22 protein-coding genes are annotated in these 22,593 nt (G+C 43.2%); 6 read left to right on the top strand and 16 right to left on the bottom strand.

The genetic code is table 11. The features are described from left to right. Positions 1-19: 19 nt before the first annotated feature. From L4D78_RS02050 to nrfB, 4 genes are all read right to left on the bottom strand, one after another. Positions 20-1,987, bottom strand: a complete 1,968-nt coding sequence (locus L4D78_RS02050) for a heme lyase CcmF/NrfE family subunit (protein WP_428465391.1) — start codon at positions 1,985-1,987, stop codon at positions 20-22. Positions 1,988-2,051: 64 nt separating this feature from the next. Continuing rightward, complete coding sequence (nrfD, locus tag L4D78_RS02045; protein WP_428457070.1) at positions 2,052-3,011, bottom strand: cytochrome c nitrite reductase subunit NrfD; 960 nt, start codon at positions 3,009-3,011, stop codon at positions 2,052-2,054. Continuing rightward, entirely contained in the window at positions 3,008-3,697 is a 690-nt protein-coding gene (gene nrfC / locus L4D78_RS02040; RefSeq protein ID WP_428457069.1) for a cytochrome c nitrite reductase Fe-S protein, read from the bottom strand. The genes nrfD and nrfC overlap by 4 nt, the downstream gene beginning before the upstream one ends. A gap of 8 nt (positions 3,698-3,705) precedes the next feature. Then, positions 3,706-4,308, bottom strand: a complete 603-nt coding sequence (gene nrfB / locus L4D78_RS02035; protein ID WP_428457068.1) for a cytochrome c nitrite reductase pentaheme subunit — start codon at positions 4,306-4,308, stop codon at positions 3,706-3,708. Between the two features lie 544 nt (positions 4,309-4,852). On the opposite strand from nrfB, the gene nrfA reads away from it, so the two are divergent. Then, the gene (nrfA, locus tag L4D78_RS02030; RefSeq protein WP_428465390.1) at positions 4,853-6,292 is read left to right on the top strand and encodes an ammonia-forming nitrite reductase cytochrome c552 subunit; all 1,440 of its coding nucleotides are present in this window, start codon (positions 4,853-4,855) and stop codon (positions 6,290-6,292) included. A gap of 451 nt (positions 6,293-6,743) precedes the next feature. Here nrfA and L4D78_RS02025 read toward each other — a convergent pair whose 3' ends face one another. From L4D78_RS02025 to L4D78_RS02010, 4 genes are all read right to left on the bottom strand, one after another. Then, on the bottom strand, positions 6,744-7,424 hold the full coding sequence (locus L4D78_RS02025) for a TPR domain-containing protein (RefSeq protein ID WP_428465389.1): 681 nt from the start codon (positions 7,422-7,424) through the stop codon (positions 6,744-6,746). 188 nt (positions 7,425-7,612) lie between these two features. Beyond that, positions 7,613-7,921 carry a glutaredoxin domain-containing protein gene (locus tag L4D78_RS02020; protein ID WP_428457064.1) on the bottom strand — a complete coding sequence of 103 codons (309 nt, stop codon included), beginning with the start codon at positions 7,919-7,921 and terminating at the stop codon, positions 7,613-7,615. 91 nt (positions 7,922-8,012) lie between these two features. Next, a complete protein-coding gene (locus tag L4D78_RS02015) occupies positions 8,013-9,266 on the bottom strand; it encodes an NADH:flavin oxidoreductase/NADH oxidase family protein (RefSeq protein WP_428465388.1) in 1,254 nt (417 codons plus the stop codon). Positions 9,267-9,331: 65 nt separating this feature from the next. Further along, positions 9,332-10,330, bottom strand: coding sequence for an NADP-dependent oxidoreductase (locus tag L4D78_RS02010; RefSeq protein WP_428465387.1), 999 nt, complete (start codon positions 10,328-10,330; stop codon positions 9,332-9,334). Between the two features lie 166 nt (positions 10,331-10,496). Here L4D78_RS02010 and L4D78_RS02005 point away from each other — a divergent pair, with 166 nt between their 5' ends. Beyond that, on the top strand, positions 10,497-11,399 hold the full coding sequence (locus L4D78_RS02005; RefSeq protein WP_428465386.1) for a LysR family transcriptional regulator: 903 nt from the start codon (positions 10,497-10,499) through the stop codon (positions 11,397-11,399). Positions 11,400-11,410: 11 nt separating this feature from the next. On the opposite strand, the gene amrS is transcribed toward L4D78_RS02005, so the two are convergent. After that, positions 11,411-12,490 (bottom strand): AmmeMemoRadiSam system radical SAM enzyme, encoded by a 1,080-nt coding sequence (gene amrS, locus L4D78_RS02000; protein ID WP_428465385.1) that lies wholly within the window; start codon positions 12,488-12,490, stop codon positions 11,411-11,413. A gap of 85 nt (positions 12,491-12,575) precedes the next feature. Between amrS and amrB the strand changes: the two genes are divergently transcribed. Next, positions 12,576-13,367 (top strand): AmmeMemoRadiSam system protein B, encoded by a 792-nt coding sequence (gene amrB, locus L4D78_RS01995; protein WP_428465384.1) that lies wholly within the window; start codon positions 12,576-12,578, stop codon positions 13,365-13,367. Beyond that, entirely contained in the window at positions 13,336-13,923 is a 588-nt protein-coding gene (gene amrA / locus L4D78_RS01990; protein ID WP_428457058.1) for an AmmeMemoRadiSam system protein A, read from the top strand. Before amrB ends, amrA begins: the two co-directional genes overlap by 32 nt. 90 nt (positions 13,924-14,013) lie before the next feature. Here amrA and L4D78_RS01985 read toward each other — a convergent pair whose 3' ends face one another. The 5 genes from L4D78_RS01985 to L4D78_RS01965 all read right to left on the bottom strand — a co-directional run bounded on the left by L4D78_RS01985 (position 14,014) and on the right by L4D78_RS01965 (position 18,885). Then, positions 14,014-15,120, bottom strand: a complete 1,107-nt coding sequence (locus L4D78_RS01985; protein WP_428465383.1) for a DUF3541 domain-containing protein — start codon at positions 15,118-15,120, stop codon at positions 14,014-14,016. A gap of 73 nt (positions 15,121-15,193) precedes the next feature. Beyond that, positions 15,194-15,829, bottom strand: a complete 636-nt coding sequence (locus L4D78_RS01980; RefSeq protein ID WP_428457056.1) for an alpha-ketoglutarate-dependent dioxygenase AlkB family protein — start codon at positions 15,827-15,829, stop codon at positions 15,194-15,196. A 23-nt stretch (positions 15,830-15,852) separates the two neighbouring features. Beyond that, positions 15,853-17,001 carry a bifunctional 2-methylcitrate synthase/citrate synthase gene (gene prpC, locus L4D78_RS01975; RefSeq protein ID WP_428465382.1) on the bottom strand — a complete coding sequence of 383 codons (1,149 nt, stop codon included), beginning with the start codon at positions 16,999-17,001 and terminating at the stop codon, positions 15,853-15,855. 107 nt (positions 17,002-17,108) lie between these two features. Further along, positions 17,109-18,173, bottom strand: coding sequence for an endonuclease/exonuclease/phosphatase family protein (locus L4D78_RS01970; protein WP_428465422.1), 1,065 nt, complete (start codon positions 18,171-18,173; stop codon positions 17,109-17,111). Positions 18,174-18,399: 226 nt separating this feature from the next. Next, the gene (locus tag L4D78_RS01965; protein WP_428465381.1) at positions 18,400-18,885 is read right to left on the bottom strand and encodes a hypothetical protein; all 486 of its coding nucleotides are present in this window, start codon (positions 18,883-18,885) and stop codon (positions 18,400-18,402) included. Positions 18,886-19,164: 279 nt separating this feature from the next. Here L4D78_RS01965 and mobB point away from each other — a divergent pair, with 279 nt between their 5' ends. Next, complete coding sequence (mobB, locus tag L4D78_RS01960) at positions 19,165-19,692, top strand: molybdopterin-guanine dinucleotide biosynthesis protein B (RefSeq protein ID WP_428465380.1); 528 nt, start codon at positions 19,165-19,167, stop codon at positions 19,690-19,692. Positions 19,693-19,823: 131 nt separating this feature from the next. Here mobB and L4D78_RS01955 read toward each other — a convergent pair whose 3' ends face one another. Continuing rightward, positions 19,824-21,356, bottom strand: a complete 1,533-nt coding sequence (locus tag L4D78_RS01955; RefSeq protein WP_428465379.1) for a phospholipase D family protein — start codon at positions 21,354-21,356, stop codon at positions 19,824-19,826. Between the two features lie 290 nt (positions 21,357-21,646). On the opposite strand from L4D78_RS01955, the gene L4D78_RS01950 reads away from it, so the two are divergent. Beyond that, on the top strand, positions 21,647-21,889 hold the full coding sequence (locus L4D78_RS01950) for a hypothetical protein (protein ID WP_428465378.1): 243 nt from the start codon (positions 21,647-21,649) through the stop codon (positions 21,887-21,889). 26 nt (positions 21,890-21,915) lie between these two features. Here L4D78_RS01950 and L4D78_RS01945 read toward each other — a convergent pair whose 3' ends face one another. Next, positions 21,916-22,584, bottom strand: coding sequence for a DUF3157 family protein (locus L4D78_RS01945; RefSeq protein WP_428465421.1), 669 nt, complete (start codon positions 22,582-22,584; stop codon positions 21,916-21,918). Between the last annotated feature and the right edge of the window lie 9 nt (positions 22,585-22,593).

Genomic DNA, 22,593 nt, shown 5'->3' with positions numbered 1-22,593 from the left:
CTATTTGCCATCATTAGGATCATTTCCATACCACGATTGTTTCAACTGGCTTAGTTTGTTTATGAGTGGCTTTCTCGTTACGTAAACTAAGTACCGCCATAAACCCACCAATCATCATTAGCAGGCCGCCTAACCATAGCCAACGAACATATGGTTTATATTGAATTCTTACTGCATAGTCAGTGCGATTAAGTTTTTCACCCAGAGTTATGTAAATATCTCCGTGCCAATACCATTTAATACCTGGTTCACTCATGTTCATCGTTCGTACAGCATAATGCCGACGTTGAGGTTGGATCATCGCTTCAAACTGACTGTCTTTAGTCATCACAATATTCGCCTGCTCAGCTGTATAATTAGGCCCTATAAGCAACTCTGTATCACTATATGTAAAGGTATAATCGTCAAGAACAACCACATCACCCGGCCCCATTTTATCGCTAATTTCAGTATCGTAATTACTCACTAAAGCCGCGCCAACAATAGTAATAGCAACACCAATATGCGCAACCACCATTGCCGCTTGTCGCCAAACAATGCCTTTTAAGCCTTTTGAGCGCCTTTTATTAACCCGCATAACAAATGCTTGTAACGCTGTGAGTGCTATCCAAAGCGCAGTGATAAATGATGCACATACAACAAGGTTAACCCCTCTTTCAAACAACACTGATAATGCAACACCCAATACAACAGATGCCGCCATGGGTGCAAGCGTTCGAGTGATCAAATCATCCATCGTCACACTGTGCCAGCGGATCAGCACACCAAAGCCCATAAATATGAACAATATAAAGCTCATTGGCACGAACATGGCATTAAAGTAGGGTGCACCAACTGAAATATTACCGAGCCCTAAAGCTTGAAAAACCAGTGGGTAAAACGTTCCAAGCAAAACGGTTAGTGTTGAAACAGCAAATAAACTATTACCTATCATAAACATGGCTTCTTTAGATAAAAAACCAAATTTAGCGGGTACAAAATATTGGGCTGACTTCACCGCGAATAAACTAAGTGAAACAACCAATATCAGCGCCAGAATAGATAACAATATAATGCCGCGCGTTGGGTCTACCGCAAACGCATGTACCGATGTTAGCAAACCAGAGCGCACAATGAATGTGCCAAGCAAGCTCAGCGAGAAAGTGAAGATAGCCAGCAGCAAACTCCAGCCAATTAATGCACGTTGATGTTGTGTGATCATCAACGAGTGCAGTAACGCTGTACCTGTTAGCCAAGGCATTAATGATGCATTCTCAACAGGATCCCAGAACCACCAGCCACCCCAACCTAGTTCGTAGTAGGCCCACCAAGAGCCAAGAGCGATACCACCAGTCAAGAATACCCAAGCAGCCAGCGTCCAAGAGCGACTCCATTTAGCCCAATCTAACTGAGCCTCTTTAGAGGTTAACGCAGCCATGGCAAAGGCAAAGCTCACCGCAAACCCAACATAACCAAGGTAGAGCATCGGTGGGTGGAAGATCAGGCCAATATCTTGCAACATCGGATTCAAATCCCGCCCTTCAAGAGGAACTGGAAATAATCGTTCAAACGGGTTTGATGCAAATAAAATAAATGCACTAAATAACGTAATCAATATAGCTAGAGTCACTAAGACTCTGGCAATAAACGCCTCATTTCGGTGACGATACACCCAAGCAACGGCTGCAGCCCAAAAAGCAAGCGAGAACAACCAAAATAGGAATGACCCTTCATGCCCCCCCCACACCGCAGCAAGTTTGAAGAAGAAAGGAAGCTGGGTATTAGAGTGATGGGCAATGTAGGCAACCGAAAAATCATCCAACGCAAAGCCTACGCCTAATAAAACAATTGATAGAGTAACAAACAGGAAAGCGCCATAACTTAACGGCCAAGCGTAGCGAGTAAGGTATGAATCCTTTTTAATTAATCCAATAACAGGGATGGTGGAGCCGAGTATTGCCAAGACAAACCCTATGATCAGGGCAAAGTGTCCAACTTCAGGAAGCATCGTGTATCCTTTCAATAATCGTCACGGCATACACCGTGACGATTAACGTAGTACTAGGTATTTATTATACCGTGGTCATTTGGCCAGCATACAGAATGAAAGTACGTAACATTAGCACCCCAATCAAACTTAATGTGGTTACCAGCATAATAAAAGCTTTGTTGTGACGAATGCCCGCAGGACTAAATGCATTCAGGCCAAGTGGAACCAACATACCCATGCCGATGACACCGTACCAGAACCATGTAGCCCAAAAACCGCCACCGATTGCAGCCATTGCAGCCGCAGCGCTTTGACCGCCACCGAAATACAAACCGCTAAAGAAAGCAAATATGACAAATAATTCAAACATCACGACTGGGCGTTCGAACTTGTGCACCCATTTTACGCTTGCACTATGTGCAGATTCTTTGAAGAAAAGAACCCCAACCAAAATACAAGCTGCCGCACCCGACGATAAACTGGAGAATAAAAACAGTAATGGTAATACTGGGTTATTCAACAACGGGTAGGTTTGAAGTGCTGATAACAAGAAGCCGGTATACGCCGCTAGCAGTAACGCTAAGAAGCCCAAGAATAACTCAAGGCTATTTTCAAAGCGTGTAATAACGGCCATCACTTTACCTACAATTGGCAAGCGGCCGTTAAGTAGTTTCAGCAGCTCATCTTTATAGATAATGGCAATCCAAGCAAACAGTACCACCATGTATATCTGGAATAACATTACCCCCATCGACATCACTGAACTTGGGTTATAGAAGATCATAATCTTCCAGAAAGACAATGGCTTCGTTAGGTGGAATACCAAGATTAATAGACCAACAATAATCCCGAATGGTGCCAGGATCGCCGTTGCTTTAATAATACCATTTGTACTTGGGTGACCTTCAATCACCTTACGTTTAAGGTAAATTGAAATCATCACCGCACCCGCCGACATACCGGCTAAAAATAGGTAAACGGCTATGATCCAATCCCACACAAGCGAATCAAAATAAAAGGCATCTGCAAATGCTGTACTCATCCTTTTATCTCCCCTTTTCCATGAGGTACTTTATACAGCTTCGGCTGCGTCCCTAGTTCCACTTTCTGGCGATAAACAGGCTTCTCTTTTATCAGCTGACTAACTTCACTGTTTGGATCATTAAGATCACCAAATGTCAGTGCTTTTGTTGGGCATGATTCAACACAAGCGGGTTGTTTACCGGCTTTTAAGTTTGTTTTTTTACAGAAATCACACTTATCAGCTGATTTTGTTTCAGGGTTAAAGAAGCGGACTTGATAAGGGCATGCTGCCAAACAATAGCCACAACCAACACATTTGAAGTTATCAACATCAACAATGCCAGTTTCTGCGTCTTTAAAGGCGGCACCTGTTGGGCATACATGAACACAAGGTGCATTTTCACAATGCTGACAAGAAATACGCGTAAACTTGTAGTCTACATTCGGGTATTCGCCTTGAGGCTCACTGCGTACAATTTCTAATCGAGATACCCCTTCAGGTACATTGTTCACTTCTCGACAAGCATCAGTACACGCTGTACAGCCAATACATAACGTTTCATCATGTACCATGCCGTATAGCTTAACGCCGTCTTTCATTGTTGCCGCCAGTGATTGGCGGCCGAGTAGCGAGTTTGCACCGACGCCTGTGGTGAAAATTACTGCACCGGCACCAGCCAAAAAATTACGTCTTGAACACGTCATAATCGCCCCTACTCTTCTTTTTTCAGATCTGAATGACAATCGACACAAAGCTTAATTCTCGGCTTTCTTTCGATACCCTTCATTGGATCTGTTTCTGGGTGGATGTTATGGCAAGATGCACAAGATAAATCTAACGCATGCACATCATGAGTCCAGTTTGCTTCACGCAAATCTTTTGGCTCATGGCAATCAGTACAGGTTTGATTTTGCTTCGTGATCCACGTTATATCGGCCGCTGGCTTTTCACTGCCAGCAACAGACTGTGACGGTGCAAACTTCGTCACTGATGAACCACCATCGCGGTGATCTTTTCCTATCGTGCTGTGGCAATCGACACATGTAATGTTTCGATTTGTTTCAGCATGAAGCACATCACTATGTGCGCCTTTTAGCGTGTCTTTTTCATCTTTATGGCATTGCGTACAAGCGTAGTCGCGATCCCGGATGAAATCGACAACATGTCGACCTGACTCTTGAGTTGAAACAGAAGGGGTTGCTGCTGTGGCTTCTGCTGGCTGAGAGTCGGCGGCAACATTGATTGAGAAACCCCAAATACACATGCCTACAAATAATGTAATCATGCTATTTAGGGCTACTTTATAATTGCCCATTTTTCACCTTTTCATCTTCCAATTACTTTTTATTTAAAAGTAACAGGTGCTGATATAAAGAGTTGAGTGCATCAAGATGCACAATTAATATAAATGTCACTTAACATATTTAATTGATATCAATTCTTATTTTCATCAACATAAGCCACAACGCTTAACAGTTACATATTAAACAATATTTCAATATGTGAAAACATGCGTCAAACTGCAAATACTACTTAGGAGTGATTTAATCTGCCTATTTAGTGACCTAGATCAATTCCATTCTTCGCATAAGATGATGATTTAAAGTTCATTTTTTAAATAAATCTCCAGCAGTTATTTATCCACCCCTAAATACCCAAAAAGGGGTATTTGAATGTAAATTTAGGTCAACTCCCATTATTAATTTTTCACTTTTGATCCAAAACAATAAACATTTTCCTTTTCCTCCACACAACATCATATTTGCTATTCTTAGCAAGATCTCCAGTTCTTAATCATCAATCGGCCGCTCTCACAACGCTTGGCTCTATTTATAATTAGAATTATGGAGTAACACACTGTGAGTAATAAATGGACGAGAAACACTGCCGCCGTTGCAGCTTTGTTGTCTGCAATATTTCTTTCGACTAATGTGCAGGCTGCCTCTGAAGATGCAGAAAAAGAAAGAATAGAAGCACGCAACCAAAACTACGCACTAGAGCATATTGAGCAATACACAAGCTGGGAAGCGACCAAAGAAAGTGACACCATTGAGGATGCCCTTGAAGGCGACCCTAATATGGTGATTTTGTGGGCGGGATATGGTTTCGCAAAAGACTATAACAAAGCACGTGGTCACTTTTATGCTGTTGATGACGTACGTGAAACACTTCGTACAGGCGGCCCACAAGATGAAAACTCAGGCCCAATGCCAATGGCATGTTGGAGCTGTAAAAGCCCAGACGTAGCACGTGTCATTGACGAACGTGGTGAAGATGGCTACTTCGAAGGTAAGTGGGCACGCTTAGGCTCAGAAATCAATAACGCTATTGGTTGTGCCGATTGCCACAACACAAATAGCGACGACTTCAAGCAGGGTAAACCAGCCCTTGCAATGTCACGCCCATACGCTAAGCGAGCAATGGAAGCGATTGACATGAAGTTTGAAGATGGCTCGCGACTTGACCAGCAAGCGCAAGTTTGTGGTCAGTGTCACGTTGAATACTACTTCCAAAAACAAAACAAAAACGCGGTTAAGTTCCCTTGGGATAAAGGTACTGGCGTTGATGAAATGGAAGTGTACTTCGATGAGATTGGGTTCAGCGATTGGACTCATGGCGTATCTAAAGCACCAATGATCAAAGCACAGCACCCAGAATATGAAACATGGCGTGATGGTATCCATGGCAAGAATAACGTGACATGTATTGACTGTCACATGCCTAAGGTACAAAACGAAGAAGGTGTCGTGTTCACAGATCATAAGATCGGCAACCCATTCGACCGTTTCGAAGATACTTGTGCACAATGCCACACGCAAGATAAAGCAACAATGCAAGGCATCGTTTCAACACGTAAAGCACAAGTACTTGATATGAAGCTACGCGCTGAGAAGCAAATCGTTGCTGCTCACTTTGAAGCGAAAGCGGCTTGGGATGCAGGTGCAACCGAAGAGGAAATGAAGCCAATCCTTATGGATATTCGCCACGCACAATGGCGCTGGGACTATGCAATTGCTTCACACGGCGTTCATATGCATGCTCCAGAAGTTGCCCTACGCGTATTAGGCACTGCTGTTGATAAAGCAAGTGATGCACGTGCTCAAGTTATTCGCTTGTTGGCAACTAAAGGCATTACGGAAGAAGTTCAGATCCCAGATATCTCAACCAAGCTAAAAGCACAGCAAGCTCTTGGCATGGATATGGATGCTATGAACAAAGAGAAAGAAGACTTCTTGAAGACCGTTGTACCACAATGGGATAAAGAAGCAGAAGCTCGCGAAGCGTCTTACGATAAGTAATTAAACTATTCGATATAAATAAAAACCCAGCTGACGCTGGGTTTTTTTATTTAAAACACTACCTTCTAGCGCCATTCGTATTTTTCCATACTGTGCCCACGCTAGCATAAGCAATATATTTAGCATGACAGGTGATAACATCGAAATTTGGGATTCACTGTTTGGCTTTGAGGTATGCGAGGGCAAGCAATCTGCTACTAGCGACGGCAACTCCTGCATCGTGGCCATAAATAAAAGCCCAGTGATTAATACCAACCTACAAAAGTACTTGATCAGTCTTACTGGTTAAAACCGTTGCTCTCTACGTTAGAGATTTTGTAATTAGAACCACTAGTTACTGCAATCTCTGCCTTGATAACAACAATTTTTCCCGCGTAATACTTAGATCATTCACTTATCCAGATTGGTATAACTGGGCCACACCAGCTACATTTTTATGGATAAAAGATAATTAAATTAAACCTTTTGCCCTATTAATCGCATTGATTAACTTCACACGATCTAGGTCTGTTCGTTCGGTATCAAGGGCCTGCTGCCAAGTATCAATCGCTCTTTGGTAGCGCGCTGTTAGAAAGTAATCTGTAGCCTGTAGCATCAAAGCAGGAATGTTATCTTCGTCGAGCTCAAAGGCTTTATCCAACCATTGCTGGCTTTCAGGGGTAAAATTCTGCCCTTTATCATAATAGCTAGCGGTTGCCATTGCTGAATAAATGTTGGCTTGTGGTTCTTCTGCCAGTTTCGACGCATAGAAAAAAGCTGTCCCAGCCTCTTCAAACTGAGAGCTGTACATATAGGCATTCCCTAAGGCATACCATAATTCACCATTTTGAGTATCTTCACGCAGTTCATTCTGTATTTCATTAATGCGTTGTTGATTGAGATCAGTCGGCATCATCGACGCAATATTATCACGATCAGAGCCATCACTTACTTTCTCTAAAAGAACGACTTCTTGGCGATCGGGTTGGGTCGTTCCGAGAAAAGCATAAACCCCAATAGACATCATCGATATTAGAGAAAAAAGACCAATAAAGAGTGGTGTTACTTTTCGATTATGACGGTATGAATGGCCAGCAAGCAATGAGCCAGCAGCCACCAGTAATAGTCCAAATAATAGTATTTGATAACCCAAGGTTCCCTCTCCATCATACTGTAACTATAAATTAAACCACTGATATTCTATGTTCAAAAAACATCAATGTGATACATCATTTTAACAGAATTCAAGAAGATAACTGGCTTATCAAAGAAAGGTTTAACGCAGATCAAAAACAAAAAAAGGTAACGAATTCGTTACCTTTTTTATTTCGTGATTTGAGCTTATAGCTCAAAACCACCGAAAGCTTCACTGTCTACTTGGCGCTCAAGAAAAGCGACAAGATCATCATGACCACCAATATATTGGCCATCAAGAATAATTTGAGGCACGGTGCGGACAACGTTACCTGTTGTTTGCTCAATGAAGTCAACCATCATTGTTTTTGGCAAATCTTGGCCGAGTACCAGTGTGGTGTATTCTGTTCCACGTGCATCAAGCAAGGCTTTTGCTTTTACACAAAATGGGCAATTTGGCTGGGTAACAACAAGGTTCTGGTGGCCAGCAAGTTGTTCAATCGTCATCTCAGACATTGTTCTTCACTTCTTCAGGTTAACTTTGCCCGCTAAGATAATCGAAACCCTTCACGACCGCAATTTTGATGTAAGATCTTTATCGACTTAATTATGCCCTACGCTTTCTAAAGGCATACATACCCGCATTAAGCAGTACATTGATGAAGGTCTTCCACTCACTTAAATTCGCTTTTGGTGATATACCTTTTGCCATTAGGGCGAGTTGTTGCTCATACCATGTAATGTTCAACATCGCTATGTTATCGATAGCTCTGACACCAGTGGTTAATGTGCGTAGCTCTTGCTTATGCTCAATATTGTTGATTAGCTTTTGTGGAAAGTCAGGATCGACAGCTGTAGTACGTGCCAAACCAATAAAATCAGTCGCCCCAGAATCTAATGCAGCCTGCATTGCAGGTGCTGATCTAAAGCCCCCAGTCAAGACAAGTGGTGTATCCACTAAGTGACGTACTTTTTCAATGTAGTCGAGAAAATACGCTTCGCGCTTTTGTGTCGATTCCTTCTGTTTGCCCCCCATCATCGTAGGACTTTCATAGGTGCCACCAGACACTTCGATTAAATCGATACCTGCGTCACTTAACGCTTTAACCACCAGCATCGAGTCATCTTCACTGAAACTTCCTTGCATAAAGTCTGCCGAGTTCAGCTTGATACCTATAGGGAAATGCTCACCCACCTTAAGCCGTATAGCATCATAGATTGCTAACACAAATCGCATACGGTTTTCTAACGACCCGCCCCACTTATCCTCTCGTTGATTATGGCGGGGAGATAAAAATTGGCTTACTAAATACCCATGGGCGGCGTGGATTTGAACCCCAGTAAAGCCAGCCTCTTTGGATAACTGTGCACTAAGCGCAAACTTATCAATAATCGAATATATTTCGGCTTCTGTCAGTGCTCGGGGTTTATTAAATCCTTTTTCCAAACCGTTTTCTAAAGCAATAGCCGAGGGTGCAACGGGTTGTTTACAAATGAAACTGGGTATTTGTTTACCTGGATGGTTTAATTGGGTCCAAATTTGGCTGTTATTTTTCTTACCAGCCACAGCCCAGCATTTAAATAAGCTTAAATCTGATTCTTCATCAAGCACTACATTTTTAGGCTCACCCAGCGCAGTTCTATCAACCATGATATTACCGGTTATCGACAGACCAATTCCCCCTTCCGCCCAGCGTGAGTATAACGTCGCTAGGCCCGCTTTTGGGCTATGTTCTCGTGTCCCTAGCTGCTCGCTCATTGCTGATTTGAATAAACGGTTTTTTATTGTCTGGCCACTTTTCAAGGTGAGTGAACTACCCAGTTCAATTCTGTCGTGGTTCTCGGTTGCCAATTGATCCATTTTATTTCCTATCATTTTGTTTATATTCAAATTCAGCTTTAAAGTCCAAGCCAAAGAACCACTCATTATAATTTAACGATTAACTTGCCCTTATTTGCACCGGTGAAAAACAAGTTTAACCCCGTCATTGCACTTTCTAATCCGTTCAGCAGGTGAGTACGATAGTTTATTTTACCTTGCATGACATACGGCGTAAGTTTGCCCAGTAACGCTGGCGCATCACCTAAATGGTCTGGCATTGCAAAACCTTGAACGGTAATGCGCTTTTTGATCAACGGAATCCAATTTGGGCCAGGTGCCGGTACTTCTGAGGTGTAGTCGGCAATCATTCCACACACAACAATACGACCAAAGGTATTCATACGATTGAAAATAAGCTGCTGAATTGGCCCTCCGGTGTTTTCAAAAAATACATCAATGCCATTCGGGGTCAACGCACTCAATTGTTGGTCTAAATTCTCTGACTTATAGTTAATGGCACCATCAAAACCCAGATCATTAACTATCCAATCCGCTTTTTCATCACTTCCTACAACCCCAATAACACGTAAACCATCAGCTTTGGCTAATTGCCCAACAATTGAGCCCACAGAGCCCGCAGCACCTGTTACAACCAGTGTTTCACCAGCTTTTGGCTTACCGACATTAAACAGCCCTTGTGTGGCAGTTAATCCAGGTAAAGCAAACACCGACAGCGCCATTTCCGCATCAATGCCCGCTTGTACTTTATTCAGTCCACGGCCATTACTTAGAAAATATTCCGTCCACCCTGTCATCCCCATCACTTTATCGCCAACAACAAAATCAGGGTGATTCGATTCTACCACCTCGCCAAAACCGCTTGAGCGCATAACCGTATTTAACTCAACAGGTGCGATGTAGCTGTTTGTATCTGGGCTCATCCAACCCATCATTGCTGGGTCTAACGACATATGCGTTTGTTTAACAAGCACTTGTCCTGGTCCCGCTGTTGGGATCGTTTTACGTACAACGTCAAACAAGTGTGGGCCAATTGGGCTATTGTCAGGGCGGTGAGCAAGTAATATTTCAGTATATTGGGTCATTATTTCTTCCTTCATTTTTATTATTAGCATTTACCCAACTCGCTTTAGGTGAAGACTTCAGCCGGGATAGCTATCTAAGATGCATCTAGTATTACCTATGTATTAAGTCGTATATAGAGGCTAAAATGCTAAACTCTATTGTCTTAATAACAACAATGAATGATTTATGGACCAATTAAGAGCCTTAAAGTATTTTTCTGCCACAGCAGAAGCAGGCAACTTTACCAGTGCCGCAAAGCGGTTTAATGTCCCTGCCTCATCGATCTCACGCCGTATTGCTGATTTAGAAGCCAGCTTAGGCGCTCAATTGCTTACGCGTACCACCCGTACCGTTGCATTAACAGAGGTTGGCCAACAATATTTACATCAAATAAATACTATTTTGGATCAACTGGAGCAGTCTGATAAAGCCGTTAAAGAGTATCAAGCGACTCCCAAAGGACGGTTAAAAATTAGCGCCATGGTTGGTTTTGGCGAGCAGATATTACTCCCTATCTTGGATGAGTTCTCGGCGCTTTATCCCGAGATCCTATTAGACGTCGTGTTAAGTGATGAGCTTTCTAAATTAGATCGTGATGATGTCGATATCGCTATCCGTGGTGGGTTTGCGCCAGATGAACGTGTGGTGGCAATTCACCTCATGGATAACCATTTTATTGCCGCCGCCTCGCAGAAGTATTTACAGATCCATGGGGTACCAAGCAGTACAATCGAGTTAAAGGAGCATAAAGGACTATATTTCAAAACGCCTATGGGGCCAACACCGTGGTTAAGTGAGATTCAAGGGCAATGGCAAGACGTCTCGGCACCAAGTGCCTTAACCACAAATAATGGAAAATGGTTGGCGAGAAAAGCCATTGGAGGCGTTGGTATTGTGATGATGCCACGTTGGGTATTACAGCCCTACTTTGATTCAAATGAGCTCGTTGAATTAAAATTTCAAGAGCCGTTAAGCATTACGCAAAACCAACATCTGGGTGTGTACATGCTGTACCAAAAGCTTGGCTACGCGACACCGAAAGTTAAAGCGGCAGTCGACTTTATCGCTGCGCGAGTAAAAGGAAGCTAGCGTTAGCGTTTTCAACCAATTTTGATTGGAATCCGTTTTCGGCCAAACGCTTTCTCGCGCGCGGCAAACCGGCCAGCCAGCTGAAAACCGCAATATTTGCACTCTCCCTGCCCCGAAAGCTGACAATCGCCCAGCTCATACCAATTACGTGAGAGTACTTTTTCCTTACAGTTAGGGCAGTAAGTACTGTCGCCCTGTTCATCGTAGATATTACCGACATAGGCATAATTTAATCCATTTTTAACGGCAATTTCACGCGCTCGCTGTACCGTTGCTGGCGGCGTCCTCGACTTATCCATCATTTTAAAGTCAGGGTGAAACGCACTAAAATGGATAGGAATATCAGCCCCTAAATGGTCATATACCCACTTACAAAGTGCTTCTATTTCTTGGCTACTGTCGTTTTCATCGGGAATAAGCAATGTCGTAATCTCGAACCACACCTCGGTTTCATGACGTAAATACAGAAGCGTATCGAGTACAGGTGCAAGGTGTCCGCTACAAATTTTATGATAAAAACGCTCAGTAAATGCCTTCAAATCAATATTGGCCGCATCCATGTAACGGAAGAAATCAGGCCGAGCTTGATCCGTAATATAACCTGCACTTACCGCAACGCTATTAATACCCTGCTCACGACAAGCTTGGGCTGCATCAACGGCATATTCTAAAAAAATAACCGGATCGTTATAGGTAAAAGCAATACTGTCGCAATTATAACGTTTTGCTGCTGCAGCCAATTGTTCTGGCATTGCTGATGAGCCCAAAGTATCGATTTGCCGGGACTTACTTATGTTCCAGTTTTGGCAGAACTTACAACCAAGGTTACACCCAGCAGTACCAAAAGAGAGAACGGAGCTGCCGGGGTAAAAATGATTCAATGGTTTTTTCTCTATAGGATCAATGCAGAACCCGCTAGAACGTCCGTAACTCGTCAAGGCAATTTCACCATTATGTGCTTGCCTTACAAAACACGCGCCGCGCTTTCCATCCCGTAAACGACAATGCCGAGGGCAAAGATCACAAACGACTCGTCCATCATCAAGCTGGTGCCAGTACTTTGTTGGATAAAAGGCAGGAGGGGTTCGCATCTTATTCACCTGATTGAGTATTCCTTTTCTATACTGAGTATAGGTAATGAAATAGACGATAGTGTCTAAACGAAGTAGGTAATTTATGCGTATTCGTCATCCTGCTGTAGCTGGTCGATTTTATAGTCAGTCTCAAGCGCAACTTCAACAGCAATTAACAAACTGGTTATCGGAAAAATCGCACTTTGAGCAGCCGATACGCGCTTTAATTGTCCCCCATGCTGGGTATACATTTTCGGGTGAAGTAGCAGCAAAGGCTTACCAATACCTTGGTGAACTGGCAAATAAAATTAATAAAGTTATTTTGATTGGTCCAAGCCACCGCCATTATTTCAAAGGATGTGCATTACCGGCTGCGGATTATTTCGAGACACCGTTAGGAAAAGTACGAATTGACACACAATCTATTGAAAAACTCCGCGAAATAGAAGATATTGAAGTATCGGAACAGGTACATGCTTTAGAGCATTGTCTTGAAGTACAGTTACCTTTCCTCCAAGCATGTTTGCATGATTTTACTCTAATACCACTGATAACCAGTAATGTGTCACCCGCGAAAGTAGCAACGCTAATCGATACATTATGGCAAGGTGACAACTGTTTACTGATAATAAGCAGTGATCTTAGCCATTTTCATTCCTACTCAGAAGCACAAACAATCGATAATCATACGTGCTCTCTGATTGAACGTTACGAGCCATCACTCACGCCAGAACAAGCCTGTGGCTCAACAGGGATCAATACACTGCTATTAATGGCTAAAAAAAGAGGGTATCAGCTTACTCGAATAGCATTAATCAACTCTGGTGATACCGTTGCCGGAGATAAGGAGAGAGTCGTAGGATATGTCAGCTATCTTATATCAGAGCCTGAATAAAGGTGAATTAACCCAATTATTGGATATTGCGCGTGAAGCGATTCGCAGTCACTTTTCGACGGGTATACCAAAACTGCCGCAGCTTGATTTATATGGAAAAAAACTATTGCAACCGGGTGCCTGTTTCGTCACTCTAAAAGTTGATGGTCAGCTTCAAGGCTGTTTAGGTACAACAGCCGCTCACTCTCCTTTAGTCCTTGAAGTACACAATAAAGCGCGTGCTAGTGCCTATCAAGACCGTCGCTTTATGCCTTTAACCGAAGAGCAACTTGATAACTTAAATATTGAAATTTCTGTACTATCGCAACCACAGCCACTCTCGATCCAATCAGAACAAGAACTGATTGATTACCTCGAAAAGAATAAAGTGGGTGTGATTTTATCGGATAAATACCAGCAGGCTCTGTTCTTACCACAAGTATGGGAAAGCCTTCCAAAACCAGTAGATTTCATTCGCCAACTAAAAATAAAAGCGGGATGGAACACGGTATATTGGTCGCCAACGATGCAGGTAAAAACCTTTAAGGTTAATAGTATCAGCGGTCGATACTATTAATAAAAAGTCAGCAACGTATTTACATCACCAGTTATGACTTACTCTCTCAAATTATAAAGCCCTGCTCAGCAGGGCTTTATTGCCATTATTTTATTTTTCCACCAGCCCATATGGAATACTGGTAAACATTTCTGGCTGGTGTGTAATGGTTGGCACTTCCTTCGCACCTTTCCAATCCAATAACATAATCGCCAAGACATTTCGGTGTTCGCCGTCGACTAAGTCTGTACTGCCGTTTGTCGCAGGTACCATACCCGCATTACGATCAATTGACTGTTGAATGGCCTTTCGCATTTTCTCGACAACAGGATCACTTTCTAAATCTGCGAGCAAAAAATTAATACCAACCTCGGCTAATACATCTTCTTTTGAACGTGCAAGAATGGCATCAACGTTGTTACGGTAATAATCATAAATCCATTGGTAGTCTGCTTCATTTACCGTGTGTTGATAATATTCAGCAGCCGCAAATATAATATGAGTCATCCCATATATTTTATTCATGAATTGCTGATCGGTTAATTGAGCATCTTGATCATCTGGGTATGCTAATTTAAATGCTTCAATAAATTCAGAGACGACATTTTGCTCTCCCAATTGTTTGAGCCAGTAGACTTGATTTGCTAATTGAGCTGCCCAAGCACGGATCATATCGGGATCCGTCGCATAGGCTTTGAAATCGTAACGGCGAATAATTTGGCGAAGCTTTTCATCTTCTCGATGCTTTAGTTCATATTCATTAGCTCTCGCCATTGAGCCCAATAGATCGACACCTAGATACAGGTACTCAGGCTTATCGATCGTCGCTTCATACCTCATGTCACTTCTTACATCTTTTTTCTTATCATAATTCGCAATTCTACTTGCTGAGTAAGTGCTAATTTGTGCAGGCGTATGTACTTCAGTCGTAAAATAGTTCAGTCGGCTAGCTACTCTGGCCATATCAGCCCAAATAGCAGCTTGGTACTTACTATCTTGAGTTTGGCGATACATTCTTAATCCATAGTGCCCCATTTTAAATGCGGGTAATGTATAAAGCTGAGGCTCAAACGTACTTCTAATTAATGCGGCATCTTGCTGATAACTTGGTAAAACGCTGGCTGATTCGTTTTCGCCTGCGGCGATTGCTGGCGAGACTGCAGCCAGCAATAGTCCACATGACAGCAACATATTCCGTGTTTCTTTTTTCAACCACATCACCGATATCCTTATATTCTTTAAGTGCATAATTATGCTAGCAAAAGATATGATATATAAAGTCAGGGCATAGTTAAATAATTGTACGGAATGTTAAGTTAATTCTGCTGTCTTTAGGGCGCCTTGTTTTGGGGACACAATGCTGCCAGTGGCTTTGTAGTGAGCCAGCCATCACCAGCAGTGAACCATGTGATAGTGTAAACTCTCGCTTTTCATTGGTAGTGGTGTGCTTCAAAACAAATCGTCTTTCTTCACCTAAATTAACTGAAGCAATAAGTGGGTTCTCACCTAATTCGGGCTCATTATCTTGATGCCACCCCATATAGTCGCAACCATCTCGGTATTTATTTGCCAGCACCGAGTTAAATTGAACCTTCAGTAAACGGTTTAATTTATCCCGAATTTCGACTAACTCCGCCGTCCACGGATCTGGGTGCATGGTTAAGCCGGAATAACGATATGTCGCATCACCACACCATGCTTGTAAGCGTGGCTGCATAACGCTACGACCATACATAGAAATAGGCTTTTGTTGCCATTGCAGAGTATTATCAAGTCGACGATATAACCTGTCTGCATCTTGCAGCGTTAACCAATGCCGCGACCAAAAAAGCCTTCCATCACGTACCGATTGCCAGCCTTCTTGATCGTTTGCTGTTTCACGAAACAGATCAGGTTCATTATTTCCCAGTAACTCTAACTGCCGCATATCGCTCCTATTGACGGTTACACTTAGTGGCGATCATCTATTGGCATCCAGTCTTGATGATCGGGGCCAACATAATCGGCACTGGGTCGAATAATACGATTATGGTCGCGCTGTTCAAACACATGAGCAGCCCACCCAGTAACCCGACTCATAACAAAGATCGGAGTAAAAAGCTTGGTTGGGATCCCCATGAAGTGATAAGCCGAGGCATGAAAAAAATCCGCGTTACAAAACAGGTTCTTCTCGCGCTTCATCACAGCTTCAACACGATCTGAGATAGCATAAAGATAAGGCGCATCAGCTTGGTGAGACAGCTTTTCCGACCAGACTTTGATTAATGCATTACGTGGGTCTGATTCTCGATAAATAGCATGGCCAAACCCCATAATTTTATCTTTGTTTGCTAACATTTCCATGATGCCAATTTCAGCTTCATCTGGGGTCTGCCACTGCGCTATCATTTCCATCGCGGCTTCATTCGCGCCACCATGTAATGGCCCACGCAATGTTCCAATAGCCGCACCGATGCAAGAATATATATCGGAGAGTGTCGAGGCACAAACTCTTGCTGCAAACGTCGAGGCGTTAAATTCATGCTCTGCATAAAGAATTAAAGAGCAATGCATCACTTGCTTATGTAACTCTGACGGTGACTCTCCCGTCAGCATTTTAAGAAAATAGCCACCAAGGCTGTCTTGATCACAATAGGTTTCAATTTTAATGCCGTGATGACTATAGCGATACCAATAACAAATAATGGCAGGCAGCAACGCTAACAATCGGTCTGCTTTGTCGTATTCTTCTGAAAAACCATGCTCTTGCTCTAAGTTACCTAACATTGAGCAACCTGTGCGCATCACATCCATTGGGTGAGCGTCTGCCGGAATTTGCTCTAATACGACTTTAAGTGCTAACGGTAAACCACGGTATGAGATCAACGTCGTTTTATAAGCCGCTAATTCTGCTCTTGTTGGTAACTTTCCCTTTAACAGCAAGTAAGCGACTTCTTCAAATTCTGCATGTTCCGCAAGATCGGAAATATCATAACCGCGGTAGGTTAAACCAGTGCCTGTTTTCCCTACCGTACAAAGTGCCGTAGCTCCCGCCGTCTGGCCTCGTAATCCTTCACCACACAACTTGTCGCTACCATCTGACCTCAATGAATCTGGCATCTCAAACTCCCTGTTTTGCTTCTCTGTATCAAAAGCTTAGGCTAGAAAGTCTGTACCAACCATGTCACCAGCTATAATATCCTGCTACCACACGCGTTTTACCTTATCTAAAAGCTAACATCGACACTCACCATGCGATGATCGCTCCCCGCCTGCGGTCGCTCACGACCTTTATCATCGGTAATGAGGTATCGCAAAGAGTCTTTTTTGTCCGGCCAAAATACGCTTGACTGCAGTACCGTTAAATTCGCTGACGGTATTACATAATCAAGCCTCAAACCTGAAATATGAGTCCATTCACTTGCACGGCCTTTTCGTGGAAGCCAAGGGCGCAAGAAACGGCCGCCAAGGCTTTTTGGCGTCATTCTGCCGGAGGCGACTGAACGATTAACACGAGGATGCATTAGCAACTGCTGGATCGCAGGCTTCATACCATCGCCATCCACACGGTCGGCATTTAAATCACCAACAATGACAAAGTGCTGCTCTGGAGGTAAGCCACCAATTTGTCCACTGTCATCAACCAAATGCTCTGCATCATCAAGAATGGCTTTTACCAACATCAACTCATCATGATTACGTCTAACATTACGCTTTTCGTCACCATCAAATACTGGGGGCGTTGGATGACAACACACCAGATTCACAGTGTGTCCATCAATCACAATTGGTATGACTAGGTGGTTTTTAGACGACAAGCGAAGCGACTGTGACGCCGGTTTGCTGTAATAATTTGGCGGCATTTTATGATTTGGAAAGTCTTGCCATAACAATGTCTGCCAACTGCGAATATTAGTTTCATCTATTGGGTAGCGCGACAAAATCACAAAACCAAAATGCCCATGGTGCTCGCCAAAACCTTGCGCATCATTCGGTAGGGTTATTACACCATCACCATCTAAATCATACTCAGAGCGTAATCCTGTATTGGTCGGCGGACAATAACGATAAGGGTAATATACGGGGTGTTGGTCATGTTGAGACACCGCTAAATAATGGTGGCAAAAATCAGCCAAAGCACCATCATCACCACCTTCTCCTGGATGGTCGAACTCACACAACATCAATACATCAGGCTGTTGGTGCTGAATAATGGCAGCAAGCTTTGAAAAACGTGTATCAGATTGGGACGCTACCTGTTGCCGTATCTCGCCTGAGCGGGGGGATGACATTGAAACATTAAACACCGCAACCCGGAATGATGTCGGTAACGGCGCCGCACTGTGAGTTGCAATAGACTGAGTTTGCAAGAAAAGTATCCTAAGCAAGGTATGTATTCAAAGTATACCTTGCCACCAATACGGAAGAAATGAGCAACTACCTCTGATCAGTAAGCATCTCTGATAAGTAAGAATCTAAGGGAAACCACTCATCACTACACATTTATTGTTTAAACACTTATTCCATCAATTGGCGAATCGCTTTTCGTATTTGCTTTGCATCTGATTCGGCACGGTGTTTTGCAGGGCCTAGTGCAGCCATTGTTTGTTGAAAATGCGCTCTTGCAATACCATTTTCTTGTAATAGCCACAGCCCGACTTCGGTGAGCGTAAACGATGGGCGCATATGTGCCGCGTGATATAGTCGCCCCAACCAAAATAAGTCCCACTGACTATCGCAAAATACCTGTTCATACTGGCCTAGTATTGCATTCAGGTGTTGGCATACTTCAACAACCTGCATACCATTATGGTGCAGTTCTTGACGTGAAATTTGGTGAATTTCCTGCTCGGCGTGATCATCCCAATGTTGCCAAACATCACTCGCTGTTAGAGGGTTGATAAGTAGACTATGCCCAGTACCGTCCGGCAACGAATAACCGACTTCAATAGGGTAAGATTGGTCAGAAAGACCAGATGCTTCAAAATCCAGAGTTGCCCACATTGCACTCTCCCTGATGTGGTAATAGTGATCTGTTATTCAGAACTACGACTTCCTGTCTTAAATACACTGAATAGCAGAGATGCAAAATTATGCTGCACCTAAATTGTTAATAGCAGATGCAACTGAACTACACAATAAATGTAGCTTGAATCATGAGCTAGGATAGAAAATATTTAATACCACTCAGTTTTAATACACTTCACCTTTAAATAGCTATGGTATTAGTAACCTATTCCATTACACTTTATGCTGACAATCACAAACTCAGTTAACGCGATAATGACCCCTATTCTTGGTTTTGCTGGCTACAGCGGTTCAGGTAAAACAACTTTATTAGAACAACTTATTCCCAACTTAAAACATCATGGTTTGCGTATTGGCCTGATCAAACATAGTCACCATAGCATTGACCCTGATAAACCAGGGAAAGACAGTTATCGCTTGCGCCATGCTGGTTGTGCTCAAACATTGCTAGCAACGAAAGAACGACACATGCTCTACTTCGAATACCCAGAGCCAGAGCGTGAAGAACCCGCGCTTCAGGCATGCATAAACCAGCTTGATCATAGCCAACTAGATTTAGTCATTGTTGAAGGTTTTCGGGAAGAAGCGATCCCTAAGATTGAGGTACATAGGCCAAGCTATGGCAAACCCTTACTGCACCCTATAGACAGTTACATTTTTGCCTTTGCCACCGATGGCGAACACCTTGATAACTGCTCGTTACCGCAACTCGATTTAAACCAACCGGAAAGTATCGCCACGTTTATCATCGACTGGCTACGGCATAATCAAGCAGCGAGTTAAGCTCAAAGCGCATCTAAAAGATAATGAGGGGAGATGGGGAACGTATAGCCTTTCATACTGAATCCGCCCCTCTCGTTCCTGCCGTATAAGCTAGATATAAACGTGTCAGTGAATTAGCGGTAAAGCTTCAATCACAAGTATTTCTCTATCGGCAACAACTGTAAAAACCATGATTGGAATCTTGCCCATTGGCCAGTTTCTGGCTCACTTTCCCAACTTTCTGTGCCGGAATACCAACGGACTTCACCTTCACTTTCATTCAGGCGCCAACTATTACTTTCGTTCATCGCCTGATCCATGTCATCAGCAAGCCTTTCAGCAACACTTTGATCGTCAATGACTAGAAGAGATTCAGTATTAAGGTAGGTTGAACGTAAGTTGAAATTGAAAGAGCCGATACCTGCCACACGCCGGTCGAAAACAACAGACTTTGTATGAAGACCATAGGCTGTGGCCGGGGCGCATTTGGACCAATCTCTGGTCGACTCGACGCACAAATTCGAATCTGGCTTTAACTCAAACAACTGTATGCCATGGTCAAGCATGTCCCGGCGTCGACCAGCATAGCCAGAATGATTAGTAATTAGGTCATTAGAAGCCATTGAATTGGTCAGTGCTTTTATCTGAACCCCATCACTGGTCAGTTTATGCAACTTTTCAAGTTGACGATCATCAAATATTAAATAGGCAGATTCCAGTAAGATCTCTTGATCAGATTGACGCGCCAATTCAGCCAATAACTTGGCTGTCGCCTTCGGCTCACTAGTATCATCAGCATCGACAGGCACTGGTTGGTCAGAAACATAACGAGCTTCAACCCAAGTCATCCCATCCATTAAATCCGTCAAGAAACGATTTGCTGTCTGATTGCCTTCTGGCAAGGAGGGATAATTCTTGTAACGAGGTGCAGAAACCTCTCCTAAGCTCGGGAGTTCCGGTGAAACTTCACCTCCCAGTAAGTCGACAGGGTAAGACCAACGACTGCTCCAGTACTCTCCAAAACTTGTCTGGATATCGGTGACAGCAGCGCCTATTACCAGTACGTCACGGTCACGGAAATTAATTTCATCAGAAAGGTCAAAATACTCATCACCGATATTACGTCCCCCGACAATTGAAAAAACGCCATCAACAGTAAATGACTTATTGTGCATACGACGGTTTAGACGAGAAAAATCACCCAGCACATTCAGCCATTTTGCGACCCCACTACGAGTGGGTATAGGGTTGAATATACGGATCTCTATATGAGGATGGGAATCAAGAGCGACTAACAAATCCTCTCGTTCGTTAAGATTGATATCATCAAGCATGACTCGGACTTGAACACCACGATCTGCAGCCGCAACCAAGCGATTTGCCAAGTAGTGCCCTGATGCATCTGAATTCCAGATGTAATACTGGATATCGATGCTGTGTTCAGCAGTTTCGATTAATGCCAAACGCTGAGCCAATGCATCCCAGCCAGTATCTTGCAATAGAATGCCGCTCAACCCTTGTTTAGGCTGTCCAAGACGGTATGTATCACTTAACACGGACAATGTACTCGTTGAATGGGCGACTAATGGCTCGTTCGGATGCTTAACCTCCTCGGGGAGTGATGCACACCCAGAAAGGGTGGCGACTAAAAGCATGGTGATAATAATCCGTTGGAGCACAGGCATTTAATTCACTTCCTTTTTAACGTTGAAATCCAATTTTGGTGCTATCAACTCTATATTTCTGATAAAGCTAAAAATTTAAAGATACTTATCTAATAAGAAAGTGTATACCAACCTGCCTCACTTTCCCCGCACAGGTATTGCCCTTCATTTTTTACAATACCTCAACAAATAACAACGTTATTCATTTTATCAAATAGCTCACTGCAAACGCTTTGTCATATTCACCTCGTAGAATCGCCCCAAAAATAAATACACCCATGCATGGCTAGAGTAATAAAATGGATATCACGATGGAAAAGAGAAACAAGGACATAATAAATGACGCGATAGACACTATTTACATCGCCTTTCCAAATTTAAGCTATAAGCCTCGGCCCGATGACGTAAAACTTCTCGCGGCTTACCTCAAAAGCCAAGAAGGTGACTATCCTTGCCATTTAGATACCCTGCTAGCAGAAGATAATCGTCACATTGAGTCAGCGCTAAAGAAGTATTACAACATCAGTAAACTGAAACAACGTACATTGGTATAATAACGCTAGCCGTTGCCATGATAAACTCACCAATGCTCAACCTCGGTAATTTCAGTTTCTAAATAGTACTGCTCGGCTGACAGTACTTTGAAAGTAAGAGTCTGCCCTTTCCGCTCAGTTCCTGGGCGAAAATATGTTTCAGGCATACGTTTAATCGAAGTCCACACTTTTTTTTCTTTTGTTGAGATTAACCGCCCTTCGACGCTGTGTAAACGAAGCGCTAAGGTCACTAACACGATAGCGTCTGTTCCATCATTCTTTAATGTTGTCGGTATAACCAGCTCACCATTATCATACCTTGTAGGAAGCGCAGTTAACGTAACCCCGCTACGCTGAGCAAGGTCAACGCTACGCCCTGTATTCAACTCAATAAGTGTACCCGGTAAGGTGGATTTCATCGTTACCGAAGGAATAGCGGGAGTAGTCGTCGTGTTTGAGGAGACAACGTTAGACACAGTGTTACTTGGCTTTACAATCGCAGAAGTGGCAACAGGTGCAATAACAGCCACAGGCTTAGCCATGGCTTTAGTACCTTGTGCTACAGAAGAAAACTCCCATGTTTTATCATCATGAAGTACAACTTCACGGCCATCGGCTAATGTCGCACGTAATGGCTCTGCCACAACATTGCTTGCCCCAATGAAAAGACTTGCACCCAGTAACATTGCCGCAATGGTTATTCGATGATTATGCATGCTCACAGC

Source organism: Photobacterium minamisatsumaniensis (assembly GCF_050336695.1).
Classification (GTDB): domain Bacteria; phylum Pseudomonadota; class Gammaproteobacteria; order Enterobacterales; family Vibrionaceae; genus Photobacterium; species Photobacterium minamisatsumaniensis.
This window is presented reverse-complemented; position numbering and strand designations above follow the sequence as displayed.